The sequence below is a fragment of the Polaromonas sp. P1_F9 genome (assembly GCF_056405615.1).
The window spans coordinates 606,214-628,093 of record NZ_JBFUBT010000002.1 but is presented as its reverse complement, the minus strand read 5'-3'; the positions used below and the strand labels follow the sequence as shown (position 1 = coordinate 628,093).

The 21,880-nt window shown below is 61.1% G+C and carries 19 protein-coding genes; 2 read left to right on the top strand and 17 right to left on the bottom strand.

What is annotated here, in order from left to right; all coding sequences use genetic code 11:
- Nucleotides 1-9 precede the first annotated feature (9 nt).
- Nucleotides 10-1,260 (top strand): hypothetical protein, encoded by a 1,251-nt coding sequence (locus AC1DYR_RS08225; protein WP_477704656.1) that lies wholly within the window; start codon nt 10-12, stop codon nt 1,258-1,260.
- Here the strand turns inward: AC1DYR_RS08225 and AC1DYR_RS08220 are convergent.
- Genes AC1DYR_RS08220 through pseB form a run of 10 tightly spaced genes read right to left on the bottom strand, consistent with a single transcriptional unit; the run spans nt 1,249 to nt 11,482 of the window.
- A complete protein-coding gene (locus tag AC1DYR_RS08220) occupies nt 1,249-1,842 on the bottom strand; it encodes a class I SAM-dependent methyltransferase (RefSeq protein ID WP_477704655.1) in 594 nt (197 codons plus the stop codon). The genes AC1DYR_RS08225 and AC1DYR_RS08220 overlap by 12 nt on opposite strands.
- Entirely contained in the window at nt 1,832-2,755 is a 924-nt protein-coding gene (locus AC1DYR_RS08215) for a hypothetical protein (RefSeq protein ID WP_477704654.1), read from the bottom strand. Before AC1DYR_RS08215 ends, AC1DYR_RS08220 begins: the two co-directional genes overlap by 11 nt.
- Complete coding sequence (locus tag AC1DYR_RS08210) at nt 2,752-3,726, bottom strand: GNAT family N-acetyltransferase (RefSeq protein ID WP_477704653.1); 975 nt, start codon at nt 3,724-3,726, stop codon at nt 2,752-2,754. Before AC1DYR_RS08210 ends, AC1DYR_RS08215 begins: the two co-directional genes overlap by 4 nt.
- Complete coding sequence (locus AC1DYR_RS08205; RefSeq protein ID WP_477704652.1) at nt 3,723-5,045, bottom strand: DegT/DnrJ/EryC1/StrS family aminotransferase; 1,323 nt, start codon at nt 5,043-5,045, stop codon at nt 3,723-3,725. Before AC1DYR_RS08205 ends, AC1DYR_RS08210 begins: the two co-directional genes overlap by 4 nt.
- On the bottom strand, nt 5,042-6,034 hold the full coding sequence (locus AC1DYR_RS08200) for a Gfo/Idh/MocA family protein (protein ID WP_477704651.1): 993 nt from the start codon (nt 6,032-6,034) through the stop codon (nt 5,042-5,044). Before AC1DYR_RS08200 ends, AC1DYR_RS08205 begins: the two co-directional genes overlap by 4 nt.
- Before the next feature lie 5 nt (nt 6,035-6,039).
- A complete protein-coding gene (gene pseI, locus AC1DYR_RS08195; protein ID WP_477704650.1) occupies nt 6,040-7,101 on the bottom strand; it encodes a pseudaminic acid synthase in 1,062 nt (353 codons plus the stop codon).
- Entirely contained in the window at nt 7,098-8,600 is a 1,503-nt protein-coding gene (gene pseG, locus AC1DYR_RS08190) for a UDP-2,4-diacetamido-2,4,6-trideoxy-beta-L-altropyranose hydrolase (protein WP_477704649.1), read from the bottom strand. Before pseG ends, pseI begins: the two co-directional genes overlap by 4 nt.
- Entirely contained in the window at nt 8,597-9,289 is a 693-nt protein-coding gene (pseF, locus tag AC1DYR_RS08185) for a pseudaminic acid cytidylyltransferase (protein ID WP_477704648.1), read from the bottom strand. Before pseF ends, pseG begins: the two co-directional genes overlap by 4 nt.
- Complete coding sequence (gene pseC, locus AC1DYR_RS08180) at nt 9,286-10,452, bottom strand: UDP-4-amino-4,6-dideoxy-N-acetyl-beta-L-altrosamine transaminase (RefSeq protein ID WP_477704647.1); 1,167 nt, start codon at nt 10,450-10,452, stop codon at nt 9,286-9,288. Before pseC ends, pseF begins: the two co-directional genes overlap by 4 nt.
- 19 nt (nt 10,453-10,471) lie before the next feature.
- Nucleotides 10,472-11,482 (bottom strand): UDP-N-acetylglucosamine 4,6-dehydratase (inverting), encoded by a 1,011-nt coding sequence (gene pseB / locus AC1DYR_RS08175; protein WP_477704646.1) that lies wholly within the window; start codon nt 11,480-11,482, stop codon nt 10,472-10,474.
- Between the two features lie 124 nt (nt 11,483-11,606).
- Here pseB and AC1DYR_RS08170 point away from each other — a divergent pair, with 124 nt between their 5' ends.
- The gene (locus AC1DYR_RS08170) at nt 11,607-13,427 is read left to right on the top strand and encodes a polysaccharide biosynthesis protein (protein WP_477704645.1); all 1,821 of its coding nucleotides are present in this window, start codon (nt 11,607-11,609) and stop codon (nt 13,425-13,427) included.
- A 4-nt stretch (nt 13,428-13,431) separates the two neighbouring features.
- Here AC1DYR_RS08170 and AC1DYR_RS08165 read toward each other — a convergent pair whose 3' ends face one another.
- The 7 genes from AC1DYR_RS08165 to AC1DYR_RS08135 form a co-directional block, all read right to left on the bottom strand.
- Nucleotides 13,432-14,094, bottom strand: coding sequence for an LON peptidase substrate-binding domain-containing protein (locus AC1DYR_RS08165; RefSeq protein ID WP_477704644.1), 663 nt, complete (start codon nt 14,092-14,094; stop codon nt 13,432-13,434).
- Nucleotides 14,095-14,215: 121 nt separating this feature from the next.
- Entirely contained in the window at nt 14,216-15,088 is an 873-nt protein-coding gene (gene accD / locus AC1DYR_RS08160; RefSeq protein ID WP_457279350.1) for an acetyl-CoA carboxylase, carboxyltransferase subunit beta, read from the bottom strand.
- A 124-nt stretch (nt 15,089-15,212) separates the two neighbouring features.
- Nucleotides 15,213-16,031, bottom strand: coding sequence for a tryptophan synthase subunit alpha (trpA, locus tag AC1DYR_RS08155; RefSeq protein ID WP_477704643.1), 819 nt, complete (start codon nt 16,029-16,031; stop codon nt 15,213-15,215).
- Complete coding sequence (gene trpB / locus AC1DYR_RS08150) at nt 16,028-17,305, bottom strand: tryptophan synthase subunit beta (RefSeq protein WP_477704642.1); 1,278 nt, start codon at nt 17,303-17,305, stop codon at nt 16,028-16,030. Before trpB ends, trpA begins: the two co-directional genes overlap by 4 nt.
- Complete coding sequence (locus tag AC1DYR_RS08145) at nt 17,283-18,056, bottom strand: phosphoribosylanthranilate isomerase (protein WP_477704641.1); 774 nt, start codon at nt 18,054-18,056, stop codon at nt 17,283-17,285. Before AC1DYR_RS08145 ends, trpB begins: the two co-directional genes overlap by 23 nt.
- 124 nt (nt 18,057-18,180) lie before the next feature.
- A complete protein-coding gene (truA, locus tag AC1DYR_RS08140) occupies nt 18,181-18,975 on the bottom strand; it encodes a tRNA pseudouridine(38-40) synthase TruA (RefSeq protein WP_477704640.1) in 795 nt (264 codons plus the stop codon).
- Nucleotides 18,976-19,024: 49 nt separating this feature from the next.
- Nucleotides 19,025-21,754, bottom strand: a complete 2,730-nt coding sequence (locus AC1DYR_RS08135) for a FimV/HubP family polar landmark protein (protein ID WP_477704639.1) — start codon at nt 21,752-21,754, stop codon at nt 19,025-19,027.
- Nucleotides 21,755-21,880 lie beyond the last annotated feature (126 nt).

The window sequence follows — 21,880 nt, the reverse complement described above, 5'->3', positions numbered from 1 at the left end:
TGACTGCGTATGACCACGATGGACGCGACCCCTTCTGTGTTGTTTGTGACTTATGGTAACGGTCATATCGCTAAAGTAGCGCCGGTCGTGAAGATGCTTGAAGCCAGGGGAATCCGCTGTGTTGTGATGGCGTTGACTCTTGGATACAAGCAGGCGGAGCGACTAGGCTTGGCGCCCGTGGGCTACAAGGACTTCCTTCATCTGGTCGATGCGGGCAAGGCTTTGCACTATGGGCGGATGCTATGGCCCGAAAACCGCCACCCCGATGTGGACGAGTTCGAGAGCTGCTGCTACCTGGGCATCAACTATCTTGAATGGACCGAGACGTACGGTGAGGAGGGGGCTGCGCAGCTTTACGCCGAAAAGGGTAGGCGCGGGTTCCTTCCGGTGAAGTTCCTGGGCAAGGTGATTGATGCAGTAGGCGGGAGCGTCGTCGTGAGCACGAGCTCGCCGCGGTCGGAGCAGGCGGCCATTGAAGCCGCAGTGCTGCGCAAGCTCCCTTCGCTGACCATGCTGGATGTTTTCGCCAATCCGCACGATACCTACCTGTACCATAAGACCTACGCCGACCGGATTACCGCGCCCTCGCGGCTGGCGGCGCAGCAGTTGCATAGCGCTGGCTTCGACCCGGAGTGCATCCGCATTACAGGCTGCCCCGCTTATGACTACTTGAGAGATCCGTCGCATGTGGGCGAAGGCCCTGCACTGAAACACAGCCTCGGTTGGGATGGCCTGAGCGTCCTGTTGTGGGCCGGTTCGATGGAAGCCGCAACTACAGGTGCGCCTCCCGAGTATGTCGATACAGGCCTGTGCGAGATGGTAGAGCGTCGATTGCGCGAGTGGGTGCGAAGTCGCCCCGATGTCGCACTGATCGTTCGCTACCACCCGACCCAGTACCATTTTTTTGCGGATCAAGGGCCACAGGAGCGGGTGTACGTCAGCAACCCGGGTGTGGACCCTCTGCGCGCGCAATTGCACGCCGCCGATACTGTGCTGGTTCAGACCAGTACCGTCGGTTTCGAAGCTGCCTTGATGGGCAAGAGACTGTTGAACCTGGCGTTCTCGCCGACGGTGATCAGTACGGAGTACGACTTTTCGAAACTGGGCCTGGCCGAGGCCGTGACGTCGATGGAGGAACTCACGGCGGTCCTGAACCGCCCTCGAGCCCAGGTGACTGACCTCGGCGGGCGTCCTCCAGAAGGCGCCGCCACTCCGCGAGTGGTCGCCGAGATTTTCGACCTGATGCGCTCATCGCCATAGCGAGATGCTTCGCGCCGTGTCCCTGAAGACGCATTCGAACCCCGACTGCACCAGTGTATCGCGCTGTATGTCGTTGGCGTAAGCAATCAGGCTTCCATGCGCCTTGATGCGCGTGTGGTTGCGGGCGATGAATCGGCCCAGGAGCACGTCGTCGAATGGATTGAATAGGAAAACCAGGCTGGCTTCATCGGGAACATCGTAGTGCGTTGCGTCGGCGAGGATGAACTGGATGTTGTCCCGTCGCGCGCGCTGCTGATTGGTCCGCGCCGCCGCCACGAGCTCGCTCGAATATTCGACGCCAATGACGCGGGGGAAGTGGCGCGAAGCATAGATACAGGCCTTCCCCTTGCCGGCCCCGATGTCCACGAAGACGCCTCGTGCGCCTGCCCGCAGGGCTACGCGGATCAGCGCCCGCAAATTGCGAGTCCAAACGGCTTGGTAAGCGGTGCCATGTACGCCGGCCTGTGCATGTTCTCCCAACTCGCTGGGTACCGTGACGCCACGCGTGTCGATGTTGTTGCGCCAGTCGAAAAGCCGGTCCTCGAGAGTGAAGAACAGGCGCTTGAGCTTCTCAAGTACCATCGGTTCGACTCCGGACCAGGCTTTGCAGGTGACGGATGCCCGGCTGTGGCAGCAGGCATGGGCTGCCCCCGGGCGGTATGCAGCAGACCGCCTCCCGTCCGGCAAGCAAACCGATAACCATGGCCATGCTATTGCATCCCACGACCCAGTGGCTGACCGCGATCTCGTCGATCAGATCGTGGCCGCCCGATAGCTGTATCGGCAGGTCGTACTCGCGCATTACGGAAGCATATTTGTCGCGAGCTTCGGCCGGATGGGGCCGCACAATGATACGGGCCACGGGTTGAGGCAGCGCGTCCACGTGATCGAGGAAATAGCGCAGTGCCTCTTCTTCGGTATAGCCCCAATGCCGTTCGTTGCCGTATTGTCGCAGCGCATGTTCACGGATCGGCTCGCAAACGAACAAGATTGAGAGCTCGTTCATTCCGGGAGTTGTTGGAACACGCTGATGAAACGCGTCGCGCACATCCAGGAAATACGGGTTCTCGACGAGGAGGGCCGGAACTTCGGGCAACGCCGCCCGGACACGCTCAAGCGCCAGTGCGTCCCCCACCCAGATCTCATCGGGCAATACCATCCCCGAGTCACGCACGAAGCGTTCACGGAAATTCACCCAGTGGTCGAGAAAGACCGTGGATTTCTTGTGTTTGCGGCGAGCGAGCGCTATGGCTTGCAGCTCGAGGTCCGATTGCCAGCCTGAACCGCAGAGGACGCTGGCCGACTGCTCCACAGCATCCTCCATAGGCAGCTGTGTGAGAGGCCCCAATTTTTTTGGAAAGATCCTGCTTGCCGGCCCTTCGAGAGCGAACAGGAAGCACGATCGCTGCGCCGGTTCCAGGCGACGCACATGGCTGCTGAGGATTTCCGCGCCCCCGGCGTCATGCGCAACGATTGCAACCAGACCAGTGTTCATGTCGCCGCCGGGCAGAGGCTGCTGCGGGGATAGTTCAACTCGAAATACAGCTTCAATTGCGGATTGAAACTGAGCTTGAAGTCGCCGCGAGCCGGCGAATTGACGCCTACGAAATCAAGTTCTCGCAACCCGCGTCGCTTGGCGTCCAGGATGTTCTCGAACATGAGCCGGGTCGAGGCGCCGCTGTCCCTTTGCGTCGGGTCATTCGCAGCGAAAAGATAATAAGCGCGCCGGCTATCGTAGAGGAACAGGCTCATGGCAGCGATGCCGCTTTCCGTGCTGCAGCTGCTGAGGCGTCCATAGCCATGCAATAGGGCATCGCGGCTGATATCGCCCACAAGCGCCAACCTGGCATCGTTCACCGCAATCCCCTGGCGCGCGAAGGTGCCCGAGTACAGACGCAGGAAGTCGTCCAGTTGGGTTTCTGCCTTGACGGAATAGCCAGCGGCTTTTTTCAATTCCTGGCGGCGTGATGCGCGCACCTGGGCAGCGTAGGCCGCGGGCTCGATTGAATCCAGATCGAGGACGGCGGTGTAGCGTGACTGCGCGTCGAAATGCCCGCCTGAGGCGCCATGGTTGTGCCAAAGGAAGGGGCGGATGTCCTGGAAGTTCCATGACAAGGTCATCGCAATCTCGCGATAGCGCTCGGTCAGCTGCGAAACCACGAATTCGGTGATACGAAACTCGTTGAGTATCTGCTGGCGCCGTTCGGACTGTGGATCTGGCAGGAAGAGGATGCCTTGATACGGAGTGAAAGGGAACCGCACAGGGTTACCCGCTTTGTTTTCAATCGTCGGCACCAGAGCCACCGGCCGGCCCGATTTCTCCACCGCGAACAGCCGGAATGGTGTCTTGAGGGAACGCAGGAATGCCAACTTCGAAAATACGGTGCCTTGGGGCGACCGTTCGACCCATGCATCCCAGGCCGCATGGTCGGTGGCTTCGGCCAGCTGCAACCGCTTGGGGTTCATCGCGTCTGCCGGGGCGCCGCCTCGCGCTGGCGCAGCGTATCGAGCTGCGACCAGACCTTGGCAAAGGCGTCGACGATCAATTGAACATCCTGCGGGTGGTATTCGTGCATGCACAGGTTCACGCCCAGGAAGCTCGCGGTGTGCAGCTCCTCGGCAACGGGGCAAGTCCCCCTTCCGTAGTGTATTTGCCGTGAGGCATAAGGCGAAGTCCAGGGAAAGCCGCCGGTGCCGTAGGCAATCTTGTGCTGGAACATCGGCAGCAGGTGTATGTTTTGGTAGCCTGACATCAGTCCCGGTACGCCTTCAGCCCTGAGCGCTTCAATGACGCTCTGCCGCGACACGCCCAGCAGCGACGGATCGAGTGTTATCCCATAGACATAGTAGGCGTGGCTGCAGGCTGGTGAAACGTATGGCGTAGTCAGTCCTTGGAACCCTGCGAGTCCGCGATCCAGAGCGGCAGCTGCGCGCTGGCGGCTCGACACCCGTGGCGCCAGCTTGCCCAGCTGCACTGAGGCTATGGCTGCTTCGATTTCTCCCATGCGAAAGTTGTAGCCCAGCATGTTGGCCAGCTCGGCCGGCTCGTTGTCTTGCACTACGCACTCGGCATGGTTTCGAATCAGCCGCGTGCGCTGTGCCAGCCGGTCGTCGTCCGTCACGATAATGCCACCCTCGCCGCAGTGGATGTGCTTGTGGTAGTTCAGGCTGTAGCCGCCGATGTCTGCCAGGGTGCCGGCGTAACGGTCGCCCACGCGCGCACCAGGCGACTGTGCCGTATCTGATAGCAGCTTGAGCTTGTGGCGATCCGCGATCACGCGCAGTGCCGTCATATCTGCCGATTGGCCGAAGATGTCTACCGCCATGATGGCTTTGGTGCGCGGCGAGACCAGACTCTCCACGCTGGCGGGATCGATGTTGAAACTGTGGCGATTGATGTCGGCGAACACCGGGATTGCGTTCCAGTGCAGGATGGCCGTGGCACTGGCCGCCATGGTCCACGGCGTAGTGATGATCTCGTCTCCCGGCTCGACGCCGATGGCGCCGACTGACGCGATTAGCCCCGAAGTCCAGGAATTGACCGCCACCGCGTGCCGCACTCCGAAGTATCGGGCCGCCTGTTCTTCGAGCGCTCGCACGCGGGGCCCGCCCATGAAGAATTCGCCCGGCGCTCCGATATAGGCGGACAGGACTCCGCTTCGTATGACTTCGGACGCGGCATTGACCTCATCTTCCCCGACGCTGCGGAACGGCTCCAAAGATTGGGTGATGACGGGCGTGCCGCCATCGATGGCGAGCTTGGGTATTAATGTGGTGGTGTTCATGTTGAGGGCTTGTTGATGGCCATGTCTCGAATCTGTTCGCACACCAGCTGTGCCTGTAGCGCGCTGTGGCCAGTACTTTCCAGCGTGGCGCCGTGGGCCAGCGCTTGGTGAAGATTGGAAACGGCGCCGCTCATGGCCCGCGCGTACTCGCCGGCGATGTCCTCGGTCGGGCCGAGCGAACGGTAACCCGCGAAGTGCGGGCTGTCGACGGGTCTGCGCAGGCGCCAGTTCATTCCGCCATTTTCCATGATCAGCACGCCATGCGACGTCACGAGCTGGAGCTCGAACACCGCATAATCGCCGGCGTGGGCGGTGGACAGGTTCACCGGTATCCCGGAATCCGTTAGCAGGAATGCGCTGACCGAAGGATCGTCAGGCCAGAAATCGTGGACTGCCGGACCAGTGGCGAGCAGCTGCAGCGGCCCGGCCAAGTAGGTGATCATGTCCACCAGGTGTCCGCCGTTGTTCAGGACGCCCTTGTTGTACAGGCCGGTGATCGATCTGATAACCCCCCACGTGCCTGCGGTGAGTTGCTCCTTCAAGCGGATGACGTCGGGTGCCCAGCGCCGCGTGTGGTTCACCGCGAGCAGCACACCCGCTTCGTCGCAGGCACGGATCCAGCGCTGGGTTAGCGCCGCGGAAGGCGTGACCGGCTTTTCGCAGAAGATGGCGCGGGGCCGTAGGGCCAGTGCCCCTTCCAGGTCCGCTGGATGTGCCGGCGTGGGCGAACAGATGCTCACCAGTTGTGGTCGCAGCAGCGGGTGAGCCACAGCCTCGGACATGCTCGCGAATCCCAGCGGAACCTGCCAGCGCGCCATGAACGCCAGGCGCCTTGTAGTATCGGGTTCTACGCAGGCAGCAAGGCGAAATCCCGGGTGGGCGTTGAACGCGCCCGCATGGGTCAGCGGCAGTTCGCCCGCTGGACGCTGCGAATCGAAGCCTCCGGCAATGTTGCCGCAGCCCACCACTAGGACATCGAAGGCGGGCATGGAACTCATTTCAGCAGCGACCAGGACAGCGGTGTGCCGCGGGCCACCGGTTTGTTGACCTTGCAGCCCAGCACCTCCTCCAGGTGCTTGGGCGCCAGGCCCAGGCCCGGCCGGATGGCGCGAACATTGTCGGCGGTGAGTTCATCTCCCGGCAACAAATTCTTTACCACGTACAGAGATCGGCGAAACTGCAGTGAATTGCGCTCGGCTTCTGTGGGGCCATAGTGCACATGGCCCAGGCTTTGCCAGGCGCGGCCGGTTTCCACTACGAGCTGCGCCAGCTCCGCGGGTTCCAGCGAGAACGAGCTGTCCACGCCGCCGTCGGCGCGGCTTAGCGTGAAGTGTTTCTCGATAACTGTCGCACCGAGCGCAACGCTGGCCACAGACACACCCACACCCATCGTATGGTCGGACAGTCCGACCTGGCAGTTGAACAGGTCGCGCATGTGCGGGATGGTCGAAACGTTGGTGTTTTCGGGTGTCGCCGGGTAAGTGCTGGTGCATTTGAGCAGAATCAGGTCGCGGCAGCCTGCCTCTCGTGCGGCTCGCACCGATTCGTCAAGCTCCGCCACTGAAGCCATCCCGGTGGACATGATCGTGGGCTTGCCGGTCTTCGCCACACGGCGGATCAGCGGGAGATCGGTATTCTCGAACGACGCAATCTTGTAGCAGGGGGTGCCTATGCTCTCCAGGAACTCCACGGCGCTTTCATCGAATGGAGTGCTGAAGGCGATCATGCCCAGCTCGCGAGCCCGCTCGAACAGGGGCTCATGCCATTCCCAGGGTGTGTAGGCCTGCTGGTACAGCTGGTACAGCGAAGCACCTTTCCAAAGACTATCCTTGTCGTGGATCTGGAAGCCTTCGCCCTGTATGTCGAGCGTCATCGTGTCGGCTGTGTAAGTTTGCAGCTTCAACGCGTGCGCGCCGGCACGGGCTGCCGCTTCGACAATGGCCAGCGCCCGTTCGAGCGACTGGTTGTGGTTTCCGGACATCTCGGCAATGATGAAGGGCGGGTGGTCGCCGCCGACTTGTCTGCCGGCGATGCTGATATCGGCGTTCGCACTCATGTTTCGATCCTCTTCCAAAATCGGTGGGTAGCCAAGCTGTAGCCCCCATTCTCAAACAGGCGACGCGAGGCCGCATTGGCGGCGAGCGTCTCCGCACGGATTGCCGAAACATCCGGCCGGTGAGTGATAAGCCAGGCCTCGGCGGCACGCAGCAGGCCGCAGCCCAGACCCTGGCCAAGGCGCGAGGGGACGACGTAGATAGAAACCTCCGCTTCCTGGCCCTGGATGTCGAAGCGTGCCACGCCGACGGAGCCCTCCTCGTCTTCGCCGACCAGCAGCGCGCGATTCGGTGTGCGCAAGGTCTCTTCGAACCAGCGCCGGTGCTCCTGCAGGGGTATTTCTGCATTCTGGCGGGAAAATGTGCGCACTTCGGGGGCGTTGCGCCAAGCGTGAATTTGCTCACTGTCCTCCGCGACGGCCATTCGCACCCTGATCTGTGCCCCGAATAGCGCGGCGGCAACCCGTTGCACACCGCGGCCGTCGACCAGGGCCATGCCGGCGACCGACAGCGACTCCCGAAGGGCGCTGTTGTGCAGCAAGGCCTGCAGCTGGGTCGCCATTAAGGAGGGAGCAAGTAGCATTTCGTCCGGTGCACAAACGAGTCCGGCCCGGGCCGCACTCTCCAGAAGGATGCGTTGGTTTTCTGCCAGGGCCAGCGCAAGCGTGGGAACGCCCATGCAGCAACGTTCCCAGGTCGCACTGCCTCCCGCGCCGACGGCCAGGTCGGTATCTGTCAGCAGGGTAGCCATGTCAGAGGTCTGAACGTGGCAGCGGCTACCGGGCCTTGCCCGGCAATATGCCTCAATATCGGCACGTGCGGGGTGGCCCGCTCCCACCACAATGTCCAGCAGGGGCCGCGGCTCATCGAGCAGCGCCACGGCCTCCAGTACGCGCCCCGTGGCGTTCCCCGAGTCCATTCCGCCCATAAATACCAGCAGCCTGCGAACGGGGCCGCTGCGCGGGGAAACCCTGCTGCGTGCACGTGCGAATTCCGGCCTCAGGAGTGCGTAGGCAGGGCCGAGCAGCAAGGCTGTATGACCTGCACTCGTGGCATATCGTGCTCGTGCATTCCGGTGGAAATTCGCGTCCAGCAGGACGTCGCATTCGTGCAGGCGCCCAAGGTCGTCGATGGCCATCAGGTGGCTTGTTACTGGGCGTAGCTCCTGTTCCCAACTTCGGTCCAGCCCATAGTGGTCAACTACTACCCAGTCGGGCCGAAAATTCGCCAGTGCAGTTATTGTGGCCTTGGCGTCTTCGATTTGATGGTCAGGGGCCCAAGCTTCTTGCGGCGCCTCGCTGCCCGTCGGCGCTGAGAGGGAAAGCGTGGCGAGCGAATGCCCTGCCGTGGCAATGGCCTGTGCCAGATGGTTCGGCAGGGGGCGACAGGCGAAACGGATCCGGGCTCCGCGCGCCGCTAGCGCATCTGCCAGGCTCAGGCAGCGCATGATATGCCCGCTGCCGGTTGCAGAGGAGGCGTCGGCCCGGATGGCGACTTTCATGTTGTGGTTTTTCCGCCGAAAGCCAGGTGGAGCAGTTCGGCGCGTTGCCAATCGTCAGGGGTGTCGATGTCGACCACTCGCCATTCCGGCATGACGATGGTACGACCGTGAAGGTGGATGTTCAAGCCAGCTAACCACGCTGCAGCACGTCCCCAATAAAACTGGCCCGCATCGTGAAAGGCTGGAGGCAGGTCCTGGGTGCGGGTCGAGGCGAACTGAGGAAAATAGGGCTGGGTCGAGCCGTCGGACTCGCGCCGCAATGCACGCTGGATTGCAGACGGGAAGGGGGTTACGGGGAAGGTGTAATCCGCGCCTTTTTCGAGCAAGGCCAGTGCCTCCTGCAGGTCTGTCGCATGCAGGAATGGAACCCCTGGATAGATACAGCAAACCTGCTGCGCGGCCCATCCGAGCTGTGCGCATGCGTCGATCGCATGCGCCACCACAGGCACGGTGGGTGTGTGGTCGTCAGCCAGGCCCGCCGGCCGCATGAACGGCACCTGGGCGCCCATCGCAACGGCGATCGAGGCGATTTCGGCGTCGTCGGTCGACACGATGATCTTGTCGAACAGGCCCGAAGACTGGGCCGCTGCGATCGCATGGCCGATCATCGGTTTGCCGGCAAAGGGCCGAATGTTCTTGCGCGGAATGCGCTTGCTTCCGCCACGCGCCGGAATGACGGCCAATCTCACGGCATTACTCCGAGCGCGCTTCTCAGTGTGTTGACCACCTTTTGCTGCTGGGCTTCAGTCAGCGCGGGGAACAGCGGCAGGCTCATTGCCCCGCGATAGTAGTGCTCGGCAGCGGGAAAGTCGCCGGGTTTGAAGCCAAGACTAGCATAGTAGGGCTGAAGGTGAATGGGAATGTAGTGCACATTCACCCCGATCTGCGCCTTGCGCATCGCCCGAAAAACGTCCGCACGCGAGGGACCGGCGTGCTCGTCGATCTCGATTGCGTAGAGATGCCAGGCTGAAACGCGATCGTCGCGGCGAGGCGGCAGAACGAGCGGTAAGCCGCCAAGCAGCTGGTCATAGTGGTTGGCGAGACTAATTCGCTGGCGATGCAGCTCTTCCATCCGCTGCAGCTGGGACAGGCCAAGCGCCGCCTGCATATCGGTCAGCCGGTAGTTGAATCCCAGCAGGTGTTGCTCGTAGTACCAGTCCCCTTCCGGTTCCCGCTCCAGTTCGGCCGTTTCTCTCGTCATGCCGTGTGATCGCAGCAGCTGCAGCCGGCGTGCCAATTCACCGTCTTGCGTGGTCACCATCCCTCCCTCGGCGGTGGTGACTATCTTGACCGCGTGGAAGCTGAAGACCGACACGTCGGCCCACCGACTGCCGGTGGGCCGGCCCAAGTAGCTGGAGCCTGCGGCGTGAGAAGCGTCCTCCAGCACTCGAAATCCGTAGCGCTCCGCCAAGCCGCGAATCTCGCGCAGATCGCATGGCAACCCGGCGAAATCGACCGGAATCACCACCTGGGGCAGCCGTCCCAGGCGTTCCGCCGCTGCCAGCTTCGTGGCCAAGGCTGTAATGGAAATATTGCGCGTCGAAGGGTCCATATCGACGAAATCGACGTCCGCCCCGCAATAGCGCGCGCAGTTTGCAGAGGCCAAAAAGCTGTTGGGTGTGGTCCACACCAGTGAGCCCGGCCGCACATCAAGTGCCAGGCATGCGATATGCAATCCAGCTGTGGCATTGGTCACGGCTACGGCATGGCGAATATCGTGGCGCTGCGAGAACGCTTTTTCGAACGCTGGCACAGCCGGACCCTGGGTCAGAAATTCGGAGCGCAATACCTCGTTGACGGCGTCGATGTCGGCCCGGGTAATTTGCTGGCAGCTGTAAGGGATGAATGCCATGTGTCCCCGCCTAAATCGTTCAGTCGACCTGTGGATTGATGACGTAGTTCTCGATCAGCGTGCGCAGTTGCTCGACCGACAGAAATTCGGGATTGGTGCCGCTGTTGTAGGCGAAACCTGCGGGAACCGGCGTGGCTCTCATGGACCTGCAATAGTCCTCGGCCGTAAACTGGCCCGCCACCGGCAGGATGGCGTAGTAACGGGCCATATCCACCGTATTGAAACTGTCGCTGGAGGTGATCATCTCTTCGTGGATTTTCTCGCCCGGGCGGATGCCCACGATTTCATGGCGGCACTCAGGCGCAATGGCGGTGGCGACATCCACGATGCGATAGGAGGGGATTTTGGGTACAAGCACTTCGCCACCCCATGCGTGTTCGAGTGACCACAGCACCATATCCACGCCCTCTTGCAGCGAAATATTGAAGCGCGTCATCCGTTCGTCGGTGATTGGCAAGACGCCGCTGCTGCGGCGATCCAGAAAAAAAGGAATCACGGAGCCGCGGCTTCCCATTACATTTCCATAGCGCACGACTGAGAAGCGGATGTCGCGATTGCCGCGTATGTTGTTGGCGGCCGTAAATAGTTTGTCGGAGCAAAGCTTTGTCGCTCCATAGAGATTGATTGGCGCGGCGGCCTTGTCGGTTGATAGTGCCACGACGCGTTGTATGCCGTTGGACAGACAAGCTTCGATCAGATTCTGTGCGCCAAGTACATTGGTTTTAATACATTCAAAGGGGTTGTATTCGGCGGCTGGAACTTGCTTTAGCGCGGCAGCATGCACCACGATATCGATGCCTTCCAGCGCTCGATTAAGACGTGATTCGTCGCGCACATCACCAATAAAATACCGAAGGGCCGGATATTGGCGTTCCGAAAATACCTGCTGCATTTCGTATTGCTTGAGCTCGTCGCGCGAAAAGATTACCAGGCGCCGCACCTTGGGGTAGCGAGCCAGCACTGTTCGCACAAAAGCTTTGCCGAACGACCCCGTACCGCCGGTAATTAGAATAGATTTATTGTTCAGCATAGGATGGCAGGATAAATGCTCCCCGGCTTTGGAGGTGGCGGGTGAGAACACAATAGATGGAGTCCCGGTCATTATATGAACGGTCACTGGAGCTTGCGGCCGCATCGCCTCGGAATAAAAAGTCGTGAAAAAAATAAATTATCACTCTGCTACCCTGCCCATGCTCTCGTTCGACGTAGCGTTGTTGTTGGGTACTTGGTGGTTGGCGTTTTGGTTTCGCTTCAATCTCGACATTCCGGAAGATTTTGAGGCGCTGATTCGCGGCAGTTACGCACTGGTCATCGTCGGCTACGGTATTCCCCTGTTGTTTGGAGGTATGTACCGCCATGTCTGGCGTTACACGGGTATCCCGGAGCTGCGGCGATTAATGATGACCTGCATCGTAGGAGCGTTGCTGACGACTGCCATCGTACTTATGCTGCGCTTACCCAATTTTCCGAGGTCGGTATTGATGTTGCATCCGATTTTGGTGTTGATGGTGCTCGGCAGTACCCGTATTGGTTGGCGGATGCTTTTTGAGCAGAAGCGTTCGATCATTGGTGCAAACCCGATTCTCATTGTCGGGACCATGCAACATGCCTCCACCGCGTTTAACGCGCTGCGACAGTCACGGCAATGGTATCCAGTAGGCATCGTGTCGCCGCTGCCATCCGAACTAGGACGCTATGTACATCAAATTCCTGTTCTGGGAAGGGCCGAAAACATTGCAGAAATTGTCAGAGCCACTGATGCCAAAGCTGCGTTGATTGCATGCCCACAGGGAACGCCGGGGCGGCAGACCCTGATGCTTCAAGCCAGCGCAACCGGACTGCCTTTGTTAACGGTGCCAGGGACAGAAGAATGGCTTCGAGGCGGGGACAATACGGTCAGAAAGATCGAACTCGAGGATTTGTTAGGTCGAGATTCGGTACAACTTGACGTCAAAACCCTTGCCGAACTTTTTTCCGGGAAGACCGTGATGATCTCAGGCGCGGGAGGCTCTATTGGCTCCGAATTGTGCCGCCAGGTCGCCCGGCTCGGCGTCGCGCGAATGGTGTGCATAGATTCTTCCGAGATTGCGATTTACAAGCTGGAACAGGATTTGCGGCAAGCCTATCCACAAATGCAGGGGTTGTACTACACGGCCAATGTGCGCGAGATGGAGCGCATACGTTCTATCGCGGCGCTGTACAACCCATCCGTAGTTTTCCATGCTGCTGCTTACAAACATGTGCCATTGATGGAGCATCACAATGAAATTGAAGCGGTCCGCACCAATGTTTTAGGAACTTTTAATGTGGCGAAGGTCGCGGGCGAATGCGGTGCGGCTCGCTTTGTTCTGATCTCTACTGACAAGGCGGTCAATCCGACCAATATCATGGGTGCAACCAAACGCATGGCGGAGTTGGTCGTAGGGGGAGTTGCATTGGAGCATCCAACAACCCAGTTTGTTTCCGTCCGTTTTGGTAACGTGCTGGGTTCCAGTGGTTCGGTTGTCCCCTTATTTACAGAGCAGATTGCGCGGGGGGGGCCGATCACAGTTACCCATCCCGATATCGTGCGCTACTTCATGACTATACCGGAGGCGGCCCAGCTTGTGCTACAGGCCGGGTTGATGGGGAAAAGCGGGCAGATATATGTGCTGGATATGGGTGAACCGGTCAAGATTGCCGATCTTGCGCGCATGATGATCCGGCTTTCCGGAAAGACTGAACAGGATGTGCCTCTCGCATTCACTGGCTTGCGGCCAGGAGAAAAGCTTTTTGAGGAACTATTGGCTGATGACGAGACCAGCGAACCGACACCTCATCCCAAGCTGCGCATTGCCAAGACCTCGGGGAACCAAGTGGTTGCAATAAGCAGCGTAACGGATTGGATTGCTACGACGGGTCCATCGCCTCCGAGCAGCGATCTCCGAGCTTGGCTCTGCCGTCACGTTCCGGAATACCACCCGCAAGTCTATTGATGTCCTAAATTGAAATTCCTGTGCGTTCCAGAATGTCGCTGACCAGTTCCAGCCGCATCAATGGGTTGTCCAGCTGCATCAGGCGCTGCTTTAATTCCAGCGGCATTGGCAACAGTTCGCACCAGCGGTTGGCGACCCATCCGCAGTCGTTCAGCCTGTAGGGTGCCAATAGCGGCATTTGTGCCTGCGGCACCTCGCGTTCCTGCAGGCTTTTGATCAGCTTGCCCAGCGCATTGGCCGTAGCCTGCAGGTCTGCCGGGATTTCCACCAATTGGTCGTCTTCCAGGCGGGTGACGTCGGCAATCCACAGGCCATGCCTGAGTTTTTCGCGGCGGGTAGTTTCAAAGCGCTGCGCCCCAGTGCAACGGATGACCATCAGGCCCGGCTGGGGGATGGAAAATTCGGTGATGGTGGCCAGGGTGCCCACGGTGCTGAAGGCCTCGTTCGCAAAGCCGTCGCCCGTGGGGGTGCCGGCATCGGCGGGCCGGCGTACCTCGGTGCCTTCGGTGAGCGAGACAACGCCGAAAGGCGCGCCGGCCTTGTGGCACTTGCCGATCATGTCGAGATAGCGAATCTCAAAAATGCGCAGTGGCAGCACGCCGCCGGGATACAGTACCGCGCCCAGCGGGAAGAGAGGGAGGGAACTCAGCGTCAGGGCTTCTGGCATGGTCTCATCGTGCTTTGGAGTGCCGTGAACCACATCATCCCATGTGACCCGTGCGGTGAACTTTTCGAGCGGCTAATACGCTTTGCTTCAGGGGCTTTTCGAGGAAAGGCTTGCCGGGTTCTCAGCTGACGGCATCAGCCGGTTGGCGTAGCAGCATGGCCAGGGAATTGGCCACGGTCTTGCGCAGTTCCCTGCGGTCGCAAATCAGATCAACCGCGCCTTTGGTCTGCAAAAACTCGGCGCGCTGAAAGCCTTCAGGCAGCGTGACGCGTACGGTGGACTCAATGACGCGCGGACCGGCAAAACCGATCAGGGCCTTGGGCTCGGCGATCACGATGTCGCCCACGAAAGCAAAGCCGGCGCTCACACCGCCCATGGTCGGGTCGGTCAGCACGCTGATGTAGGGCAGGCCTTTTTTGGCCAGGCGGGTCAGCGATGCATTGGTTTTGGCCATTTGCATCAGGCTTAGCAGGCCTTCCTGCATGCGTGCGCCGCCGGTGGCGGTAAAGCAGATGAAGGGTACTTTTTGTTCGATGGCCGCGTGCACGCCGCGCACGAAGCGTTCGCCCACCACGCTGCCCATGCTGCCGCCCATGAAGTCAAACTCAAAGCAGGCAACCACCACGCCGATGCTGTGTACGGCTCCGCCCATCACAACCAGGGCGTCGGTTTCCTGGGTGTTTTCCAGGGCTTCTTTCAAGCGCTCGGGGTATTTGCGGCTATCCTTGAATTTCAGGGCGTCGACGGGCAGCACTTCCTGGCCCAGTTCGTAACGGCCTTCGGGATCCAGAAAGGCGTCCAGGCGCGCGCGCGCGCCTATGCGGTGGTGGTGGCTGCACTGCGGGCAGACGTTCTGGTTTTTCTCCAGATCCGTCTTGTAGAGCACGGCTTCGCAGCTCGGGCACTTGATCCACAGGCCCTCTGGCACGCTACGGCGCTCGGTCGGGTCGGTGGGGCTGATTTTGGGCGGGAGGAGTTTTTCTAACCAAGACATGTGTGTCAGTCCTTATGGTGTCGGGTAGCGCCTGGGCGCCTGTCGCTTCAATGCCTTTTGGGCTTTTGCCGGGCGAAAAGCGCAATTATGCGCCGGTTTCGCCTGGCAAAAGTGAAGTGAAAAGTCAGCCTAAAGCGGTACGGATTTCTTTCAGAAAGTCATGCGCCACCGCGGCAACCTTGTCACGCGGCTGGTTCTCAATCAGCTGGATGATCTTGCTGCCGATCACCACCGCGTCGGCCACTTTGCCGATGGCTTTGGCCGTAGCCGCATCGCGTATGCCGAAGCCCACACCCACCGGCACGTTCACATGCTCGCGGATGCGCGGCAGCATGGCTTCCACGGCGTCCACATCCAGCGTGCCGGCGCCCGTCACGCCTTTGAGCGAGACGTAGTACACGTAGCCGCTGGCGACTTCGGCCACCTGGGCCATGCGGGCGGAGGTAGAGGTGGGGGCCAGCAAAAAGATCAGGTCCATGTCATGCGCGCGCAGCCGGGCGGCAAACTCCACGCATTCTTCGGGCGGGTAATCGACGATCAGCACGCCGTCCACCCCGGCCTGTGCGGCATCGCGGATGAAAGCGCTTTCGGTTTTGCTGCCGCCGTGCTTGATGTCGTAGCGCTCGACCGGGTTGGCATAGCCCATCAGAACGATGGGGGTGGTGCTGTCTTTGGTGCGGAACTGGCGCACCATGTCGAGCACCTGTGCCAGGCCGATGCCCAGGGACAAGGCCTTTTCACCGGCTTTCTGAATCACGGGGCCGTCGGCGCTGGGGTCGGAAAAGGGCACGCCCAACTCGATCACGTCGGCGCCGCCGGCCACCATGCTGTGCATCAGTTCAGGCGTCACGTCGGCAAATGGAAAGCCTGCCGTGACGTAGGGGATCAAGGCCTTGCGGCCCTGATTTTTCAGTGTGGAAAAGGTGGTGCTGATGCGGCTCATGACTTCACCCCGCTGTCCTTGGCGGCATTCGCGCCGCCTTTGACGGAGAGGCCCCGCATGGAAGGCCGGTCGTAAAAATCGGCGCCCGAAAGGTCGGCCACGGTGCCGATGTCCTTGTCACCACGGCCTGACAGATTGACGAGCAGGCTCTGGTCCGGGCGCATGCCGCGGGCCATCTTTATGGCGCAGGCAACAGCGTGGCTGGACTCCAGCGCCGGGATGATGCCTTCGGTACGACACAGGTAGTGAAAGGCTTCCAGCGCCTCGATGTCGGTGATGCCGACGTATTCGGCGCGGCCGATGTCTTTGAGGAAGGCGTGTTCGGGGCCTACGCCCGGGTAGTCGAGGCCCGCGCTGATGCTGTGCGTTTCGGTGACCTGGCCGTCGTCGTTTTGCAGCACGTAGGTGCGGTTGCCGTGCAACACACCGGGCAGGCCGCGCTGCAGCGACGCCGAGTGCTTGCCGCTGTCCAGGCCTTCACCGGCGGCTTCCACGCCGATGAGGCGGGTTTTTGCGTGCTGGATGTAAGGGTGGAAGATGCCCATGGCGTTGCTGCCGCCGCCCACACAGGCAATCACCGCGTCGGGTTGCCGGGTGCCGATGAACTCCGGCATCTGCTGCAGGCATTCGGTGCCGATCACGCTCTGGAAGTCGCGGACCATCATGGGGTAGGGGTGCGGGCCCGCCACCGTGCCGATGATGTAGAAGGTGTTGTCCACGTTGGCGACCCAGTCGCGCATGGCCTCGTTGAGCGCATCCTTGAGCGTTTTGCTGCCGCTTTCGACCGGCACGACGGTGGCGCCCAGCAGGTTCATGCGGTAGACATTGGGGCTTTGGCGCTTGACGTCTTCGCTGCCCATGTAGACCACGCATTCGAGGCCGTAGCGGGCACAGATGGTGGCGGTGGCTACGCCGTGCTGGCCGGCGCCGGTTTCGGCGATGACGCGTGGCTTGCCCATGCGGCGCGCCAGCATGGCCTGGCCTATGGTGTTGTTGATCTTGTGCGCGCCGGTGTGGTTCAAGTCTTCGCGCTTGAGGTAAATCTGCGCGCCGCCCTGTTCGCGGCTCATGCGTGCGGCGTGGTAGATCGGGGAGGGGCGGCCTACAAAATGCTTCAGCTCGGAGTGGAATTCGGCGAGAAACTCCGGGTCGTGCTGGTATTTGGCGTAAGCGTCTTTGAGCTCGTTGATGGCATGCGTCAGGGTTTCTGAAACAAAACTGCCGCCGTAAACTCCGAAATGGCCTGAAACGTCAGGCTGGTGGTACTCGTACATGGTTGGGACTCTTTGCAAGTAGCTCGTCAGCGGCGCGAACGGCCGCTACAAACTGGTTGATCTTGTCGGCGCTTTTGATTCCCCTGGAAATCTCGACGCCCGAACTGACATCAACGGCCAGCGTTGTGCAACGCGGCCTGACTTGCAAAATGCCATCGATCACGTTTGCAGGCGTCAATCCACCAGACAAAACGAGGTGAGCGCTGACGTTTGGAGGAAGAAGTGACCAATTGAATGTTTTCCCGCCGCCGCCATAACCTTCGACATGAGCGTCGAGCAGGATGGCTTGTGCGGCCTTGAAGTCTTGTGCGTATTTTACGAGATCAAAGCTGCCGGAGGTTCCGGGCGTGCTTTCAGTGGTTTTTTCACCAAGTGGAATGCGTGCGGCGCGCATGAATGGGCGCCCGGCCTCCAGGCAGGTTTCGGGTGTTTCGTCGCCATGAAATTGCAGTAAAGCCATTGGTAGGCCTGCACAAGCAGCTATGATTTTTGTAGCGGGGGCATTGACGAAAAGCAGCACCGGCGTGACGAAAGGAGGCAGGCGGCGAGCCAGTTCGGTGGCGCGTTCGGCTGTCACATAGCGCGGGCTGGCTTCGTACATCACAAACCCGACTGCATCGGCTCCGGCAGCCACGGCCGCGTCCACGTCTTCCTCGCGGGTGAGGCCGCAGATCTTGATTCGGGTGCGGGTGGCGGGCAGGGTGTTTTGTGTACTCATCCTGAAAGGTCCATGGCGCGAAACGCCGCACATAGTCTATGCACCCGGCACTGCACAGCCCAGGAACATCGCGGAACCGGCTTTGCCGGGCCGCTGGTGTTGCCCCCTTGAGGGGGGCAGCGACCCACACGAAGTGGGGGAGCAACGGGGGCGCGCGTCATGGTAACCAATCATAGGCTGGCGCGCGAGCCGGGAGGCCGTAATGGTCTTCGTAGACGGGCCCCAGAAAGTACAGGCCGTCCGGTGAAAAGGTGGGCGCGGCTGCGTCGCGGCTGCGCGCGTCCCTTACCTCGGCCAGCCAGCCTGGCGGGTAGTTGCCTTGGCCGACAGCCACCAGGCAGCCCATGATGTTGCGAATCATGTGGTGCAAAAAGGCGTTCGCCTCGAACTCGAAGCGCCAATATTTTGAGCCCGTACCGGCACGCTCCGAAATGTCGATTCGGCTGATCGTTTTGACGGGGGACTTGGCCTGGCACTGCGCGGCCCGGAAAGAGCTGAAATCGTGCTTGCCAATGAGGTGCGTGACGGCCTGTCGCATCGCAGCGCCGTCCAGTGGCCGGTAGACCCAGCCGACACGCCCGGCTTCCACACTGGGCCGTACCGGCGATTCCAGCACCACGTAGGCGTACCTGCGTGCGATGGCACTGCCGCGGCAATGGAATTCGTCGGGGACCTCACGCGCCCATTGCACCGCGATGTCACCGGGCAAAAAGGTGTTGGTGCCGCGCACCCATGAGGCAATATCGCGCTGCAGGGGCGTGTCAAAGTGCACGACCTGCATCAGCGCATGCACGCCAGCGTCGGTGCGCCCGCAGCAGAGGGTGCGAATCGGCTGGGCGGCAAATCTGGCTAAAGCCAGCTCCAGCTTGTCTTGCACGGTGTTGCCCGAGAGCTGGCTTTGCCAGCCCTCGTAGGCACTTCCGCTGTAGCTGACGCCGAGGGCTATCCTCACGGTTGAACCCCGGCCGGTGCGCAGTGAACGCGGTGCGTTCAGGCTGCGCTCACGCCAAGGCGTTCAGGAACGCCTGCGCCTTGACTTTCAGCGGGCCGCTGGCTTCTGCCAGTACTTCTTCGGCCAGTGAGCGGGCACCGTCGGTGTCACCCAGCGAGCGGAACTCTTCGGCCAGCATGAACTTGGTTTCAAGCGGGTCATCCGACGAAGAAGATACTTCAAACTCAGGAGCGGGACTCTCCGTTGTTGGACCGTTCAGGTCAAGTGAAAGCGAACCCAGGTCGAATTCCAGCATGCCGCTGTCGGCTACTGCCGGGGCCGGGGCCGGAGCGGCCTTGACCGGCGGAACCGGTTTGGCTGGCGGGACGAACGGCTCGGGTTCAAAGTTCAGGCCTTCGGACAGAAAGGAAATCTCAGGTGCCGCTTCGGCGGGTTTGGCCGCAGCAGGTGCCGGTGGCTTGGCCGCAGGCATGGCAACCGTTGCGCTGCTGAAATCCATGTTCAGGGCGGCGGGTTCCGGTTTCTTGGCAACGGGCGGGGCAACTGGTTTTGGTGCAACGGGTGCCGATATTGCCGCAGGGGTCGTGGCTGTATCAGGCTCATCACCGAGTGAGAAATCCAGGTCAAGATCAACGTCCACGGCCGGTGTTGGCGCAGGGACATTGACCGGTTGAGCCACCATGGCCACGGTACCGCCCGGGCTGAACGCCGAGGTCCCGGCGGCGGAGGCTGTGCCGGCGGGCTGTCCGCCAGGCTGGTACATCGGGTTCGAAGGGTCGAGCTCGCGGCCCATCTCGGTGATGTACGCCCATTCCGGGCCATTGCCGTGGGTCAGATTGAAGGCTTCGATGGCGACAGTTTCAAATGCCTTGCTGTCGCGGCGTTTTGCATAGATTTCCATCAGCTTGGCATGAATTGCCACGCGCATGGGGCTGGTGCGCATCGCCTCCTTGAGGATTTCTTCAGCTTGCAGGTCGCGTCCATATGCCAGGTACACATCGGCTTCGGCTACGGGGTCTACGTCGCCAGCGGCGTCCAATTGACTGGGCGAATACACCAGGGACGAGCCCGTGGCGTTGCCTTCATTCGTGTCAATTCTTTGGCCGCCGCTGGCGCCGAAAAAAGAATCGGGCTGCAACCTGCTTTCAAGGAAAGAGCTGTCAACCTGGGCCCCACCGGCGCGCTGGCGGTACCGGTAAAAGCCGAATCCGGCGAGCAACGCGACCAAAAGGCCTACGCCCGGCAATACCAGGGGGTTTTCCAGCAGTTCGTCGATCAGGCTGGGTTCAGGTGGCGGCGGAGGCGGCGCAACAACCGGTTTTTTGGGTGCTGCCGGAGCGGCTGCCACCGGTGCGACGGGTTCGCTGGCCGCGGGGGCTGGTTGTGAAGCCACTGCAAGAGGCTCGGCGCTTGCAGCCGTGGCTGAGGCTGCAGAGGCGGGTGCCATGGCACCCGCAGGCGTCGTGCCGGTAACTACTGCGCTGGCCGCCTGTATGGGTGTAGCGGCTGCCTTGGTGGAGGTTGCCGATGCGGCGATGGAGGGCGCCGAAGCTGCCGGAGCCGCCGCGGGCACCGTGACGCTGGACGGGGCTGGAACAGCCACACCTGGCGTTTTGGCCGCGCTGGCTGCGGGTGCCGCTGCAGGACCGCTTCCGAGCTTGTTGAGCTCGTTGATATTTTTGGACAGCTCCGCGACCCGTGTCGAGGCTTCTTTGGCTTGCCGTTCCTTGGCAATCTTTTCTTCGGCGGCTGTCGCTGCCTTGCCCTTGACGGCTCCCTTGGACAGGGTGAGCTTGTCGGGGGTGGTGCTGGCAGGTGCCCGGTCTTCCACCTTGGCTTGTACCTTGCCACCGGCCTGGCGGTCGGCACCGGCTACCTGTGCAGCCGGCACGCCTTCTGCGAGTTTTCGGCGGAAAGTGTTGAAGTCCTTGCTTTGCGCGACGATGGTCTGCGTAGCTTCGCCGGGGGAGACAGCGCCGGCCGATTCCGCGGTCGGGATGTCCAGCACGGCGCCGGACTTGATGCGGTTGACGTTGCCGCCGATGAAGGCATCCGGATTGCTTCGGAGCAAGGCGACCAGCATCTGGTCCAGCGAAATGCTGGACGGCTTGTTCTGGGCGGCGATCTTGCCTGCGGTGTCACCGGATTTGACGGTGACCTGGGTATCGCCGGCGGGCGCTTTTTCCATCTTTGCGGCCGGTGCTTTCGCTGCGGGCGCGGACCTGGCGGTGCTGGAACTGGAGCCTGAGGGGGAATAGGGGATGGACGCAATGCCTTTGGAGGGCGGCGCGGCATTGGGCGAACCGGGGCGTGACAGCACAGGTGCAGTGGGTGCAACCGCAGTACCGCTACTGCCGGACCGCAGGGCCGGCGGGTCAAACAGCATGGTGTAGTCGCGTGTAATTCGCCCGTTCGACCAATTGGCCTCCAGGATGAGGTCCACGAAAGGCTCGGTAACGGGGCGGTTGCTGCTCAAGCGCAGGAAAGACCGTCCGTCCGCCCGGCGTTGCAGGCTGACTTCGACGCCGGTGACTACCGTGCCGTATTCCATGCCTGCTGCCTTGAAGGCTTCTGCCGGTGCAACACCGGCCCGAAGGCTGGCTGCTTCATCGGGCTTGATGTCCGTGATCTCGATTTCGGCGCGAAGGGGTTCACCCAGCGCCGATTGAACGGTGATCCGGCCCAGCGCAAGCGCATGGGCTTCAAGACTTGCCAGGCTGCCCAGCAAGGCAATGGCACTCGCCAGGGCGCCAATACGCCAACGACCGCGTTTATTCATGGGGTTGGGAGCCTCCAGTGCTCGGTCTGCATGTAACTTTATTCTGCTTAAGCGCACAAAAACCTCGATGCGAATTTTCGAAAAACAACCTTAACATCAAGGCATTAGGCTGACAAGCTAAGACAC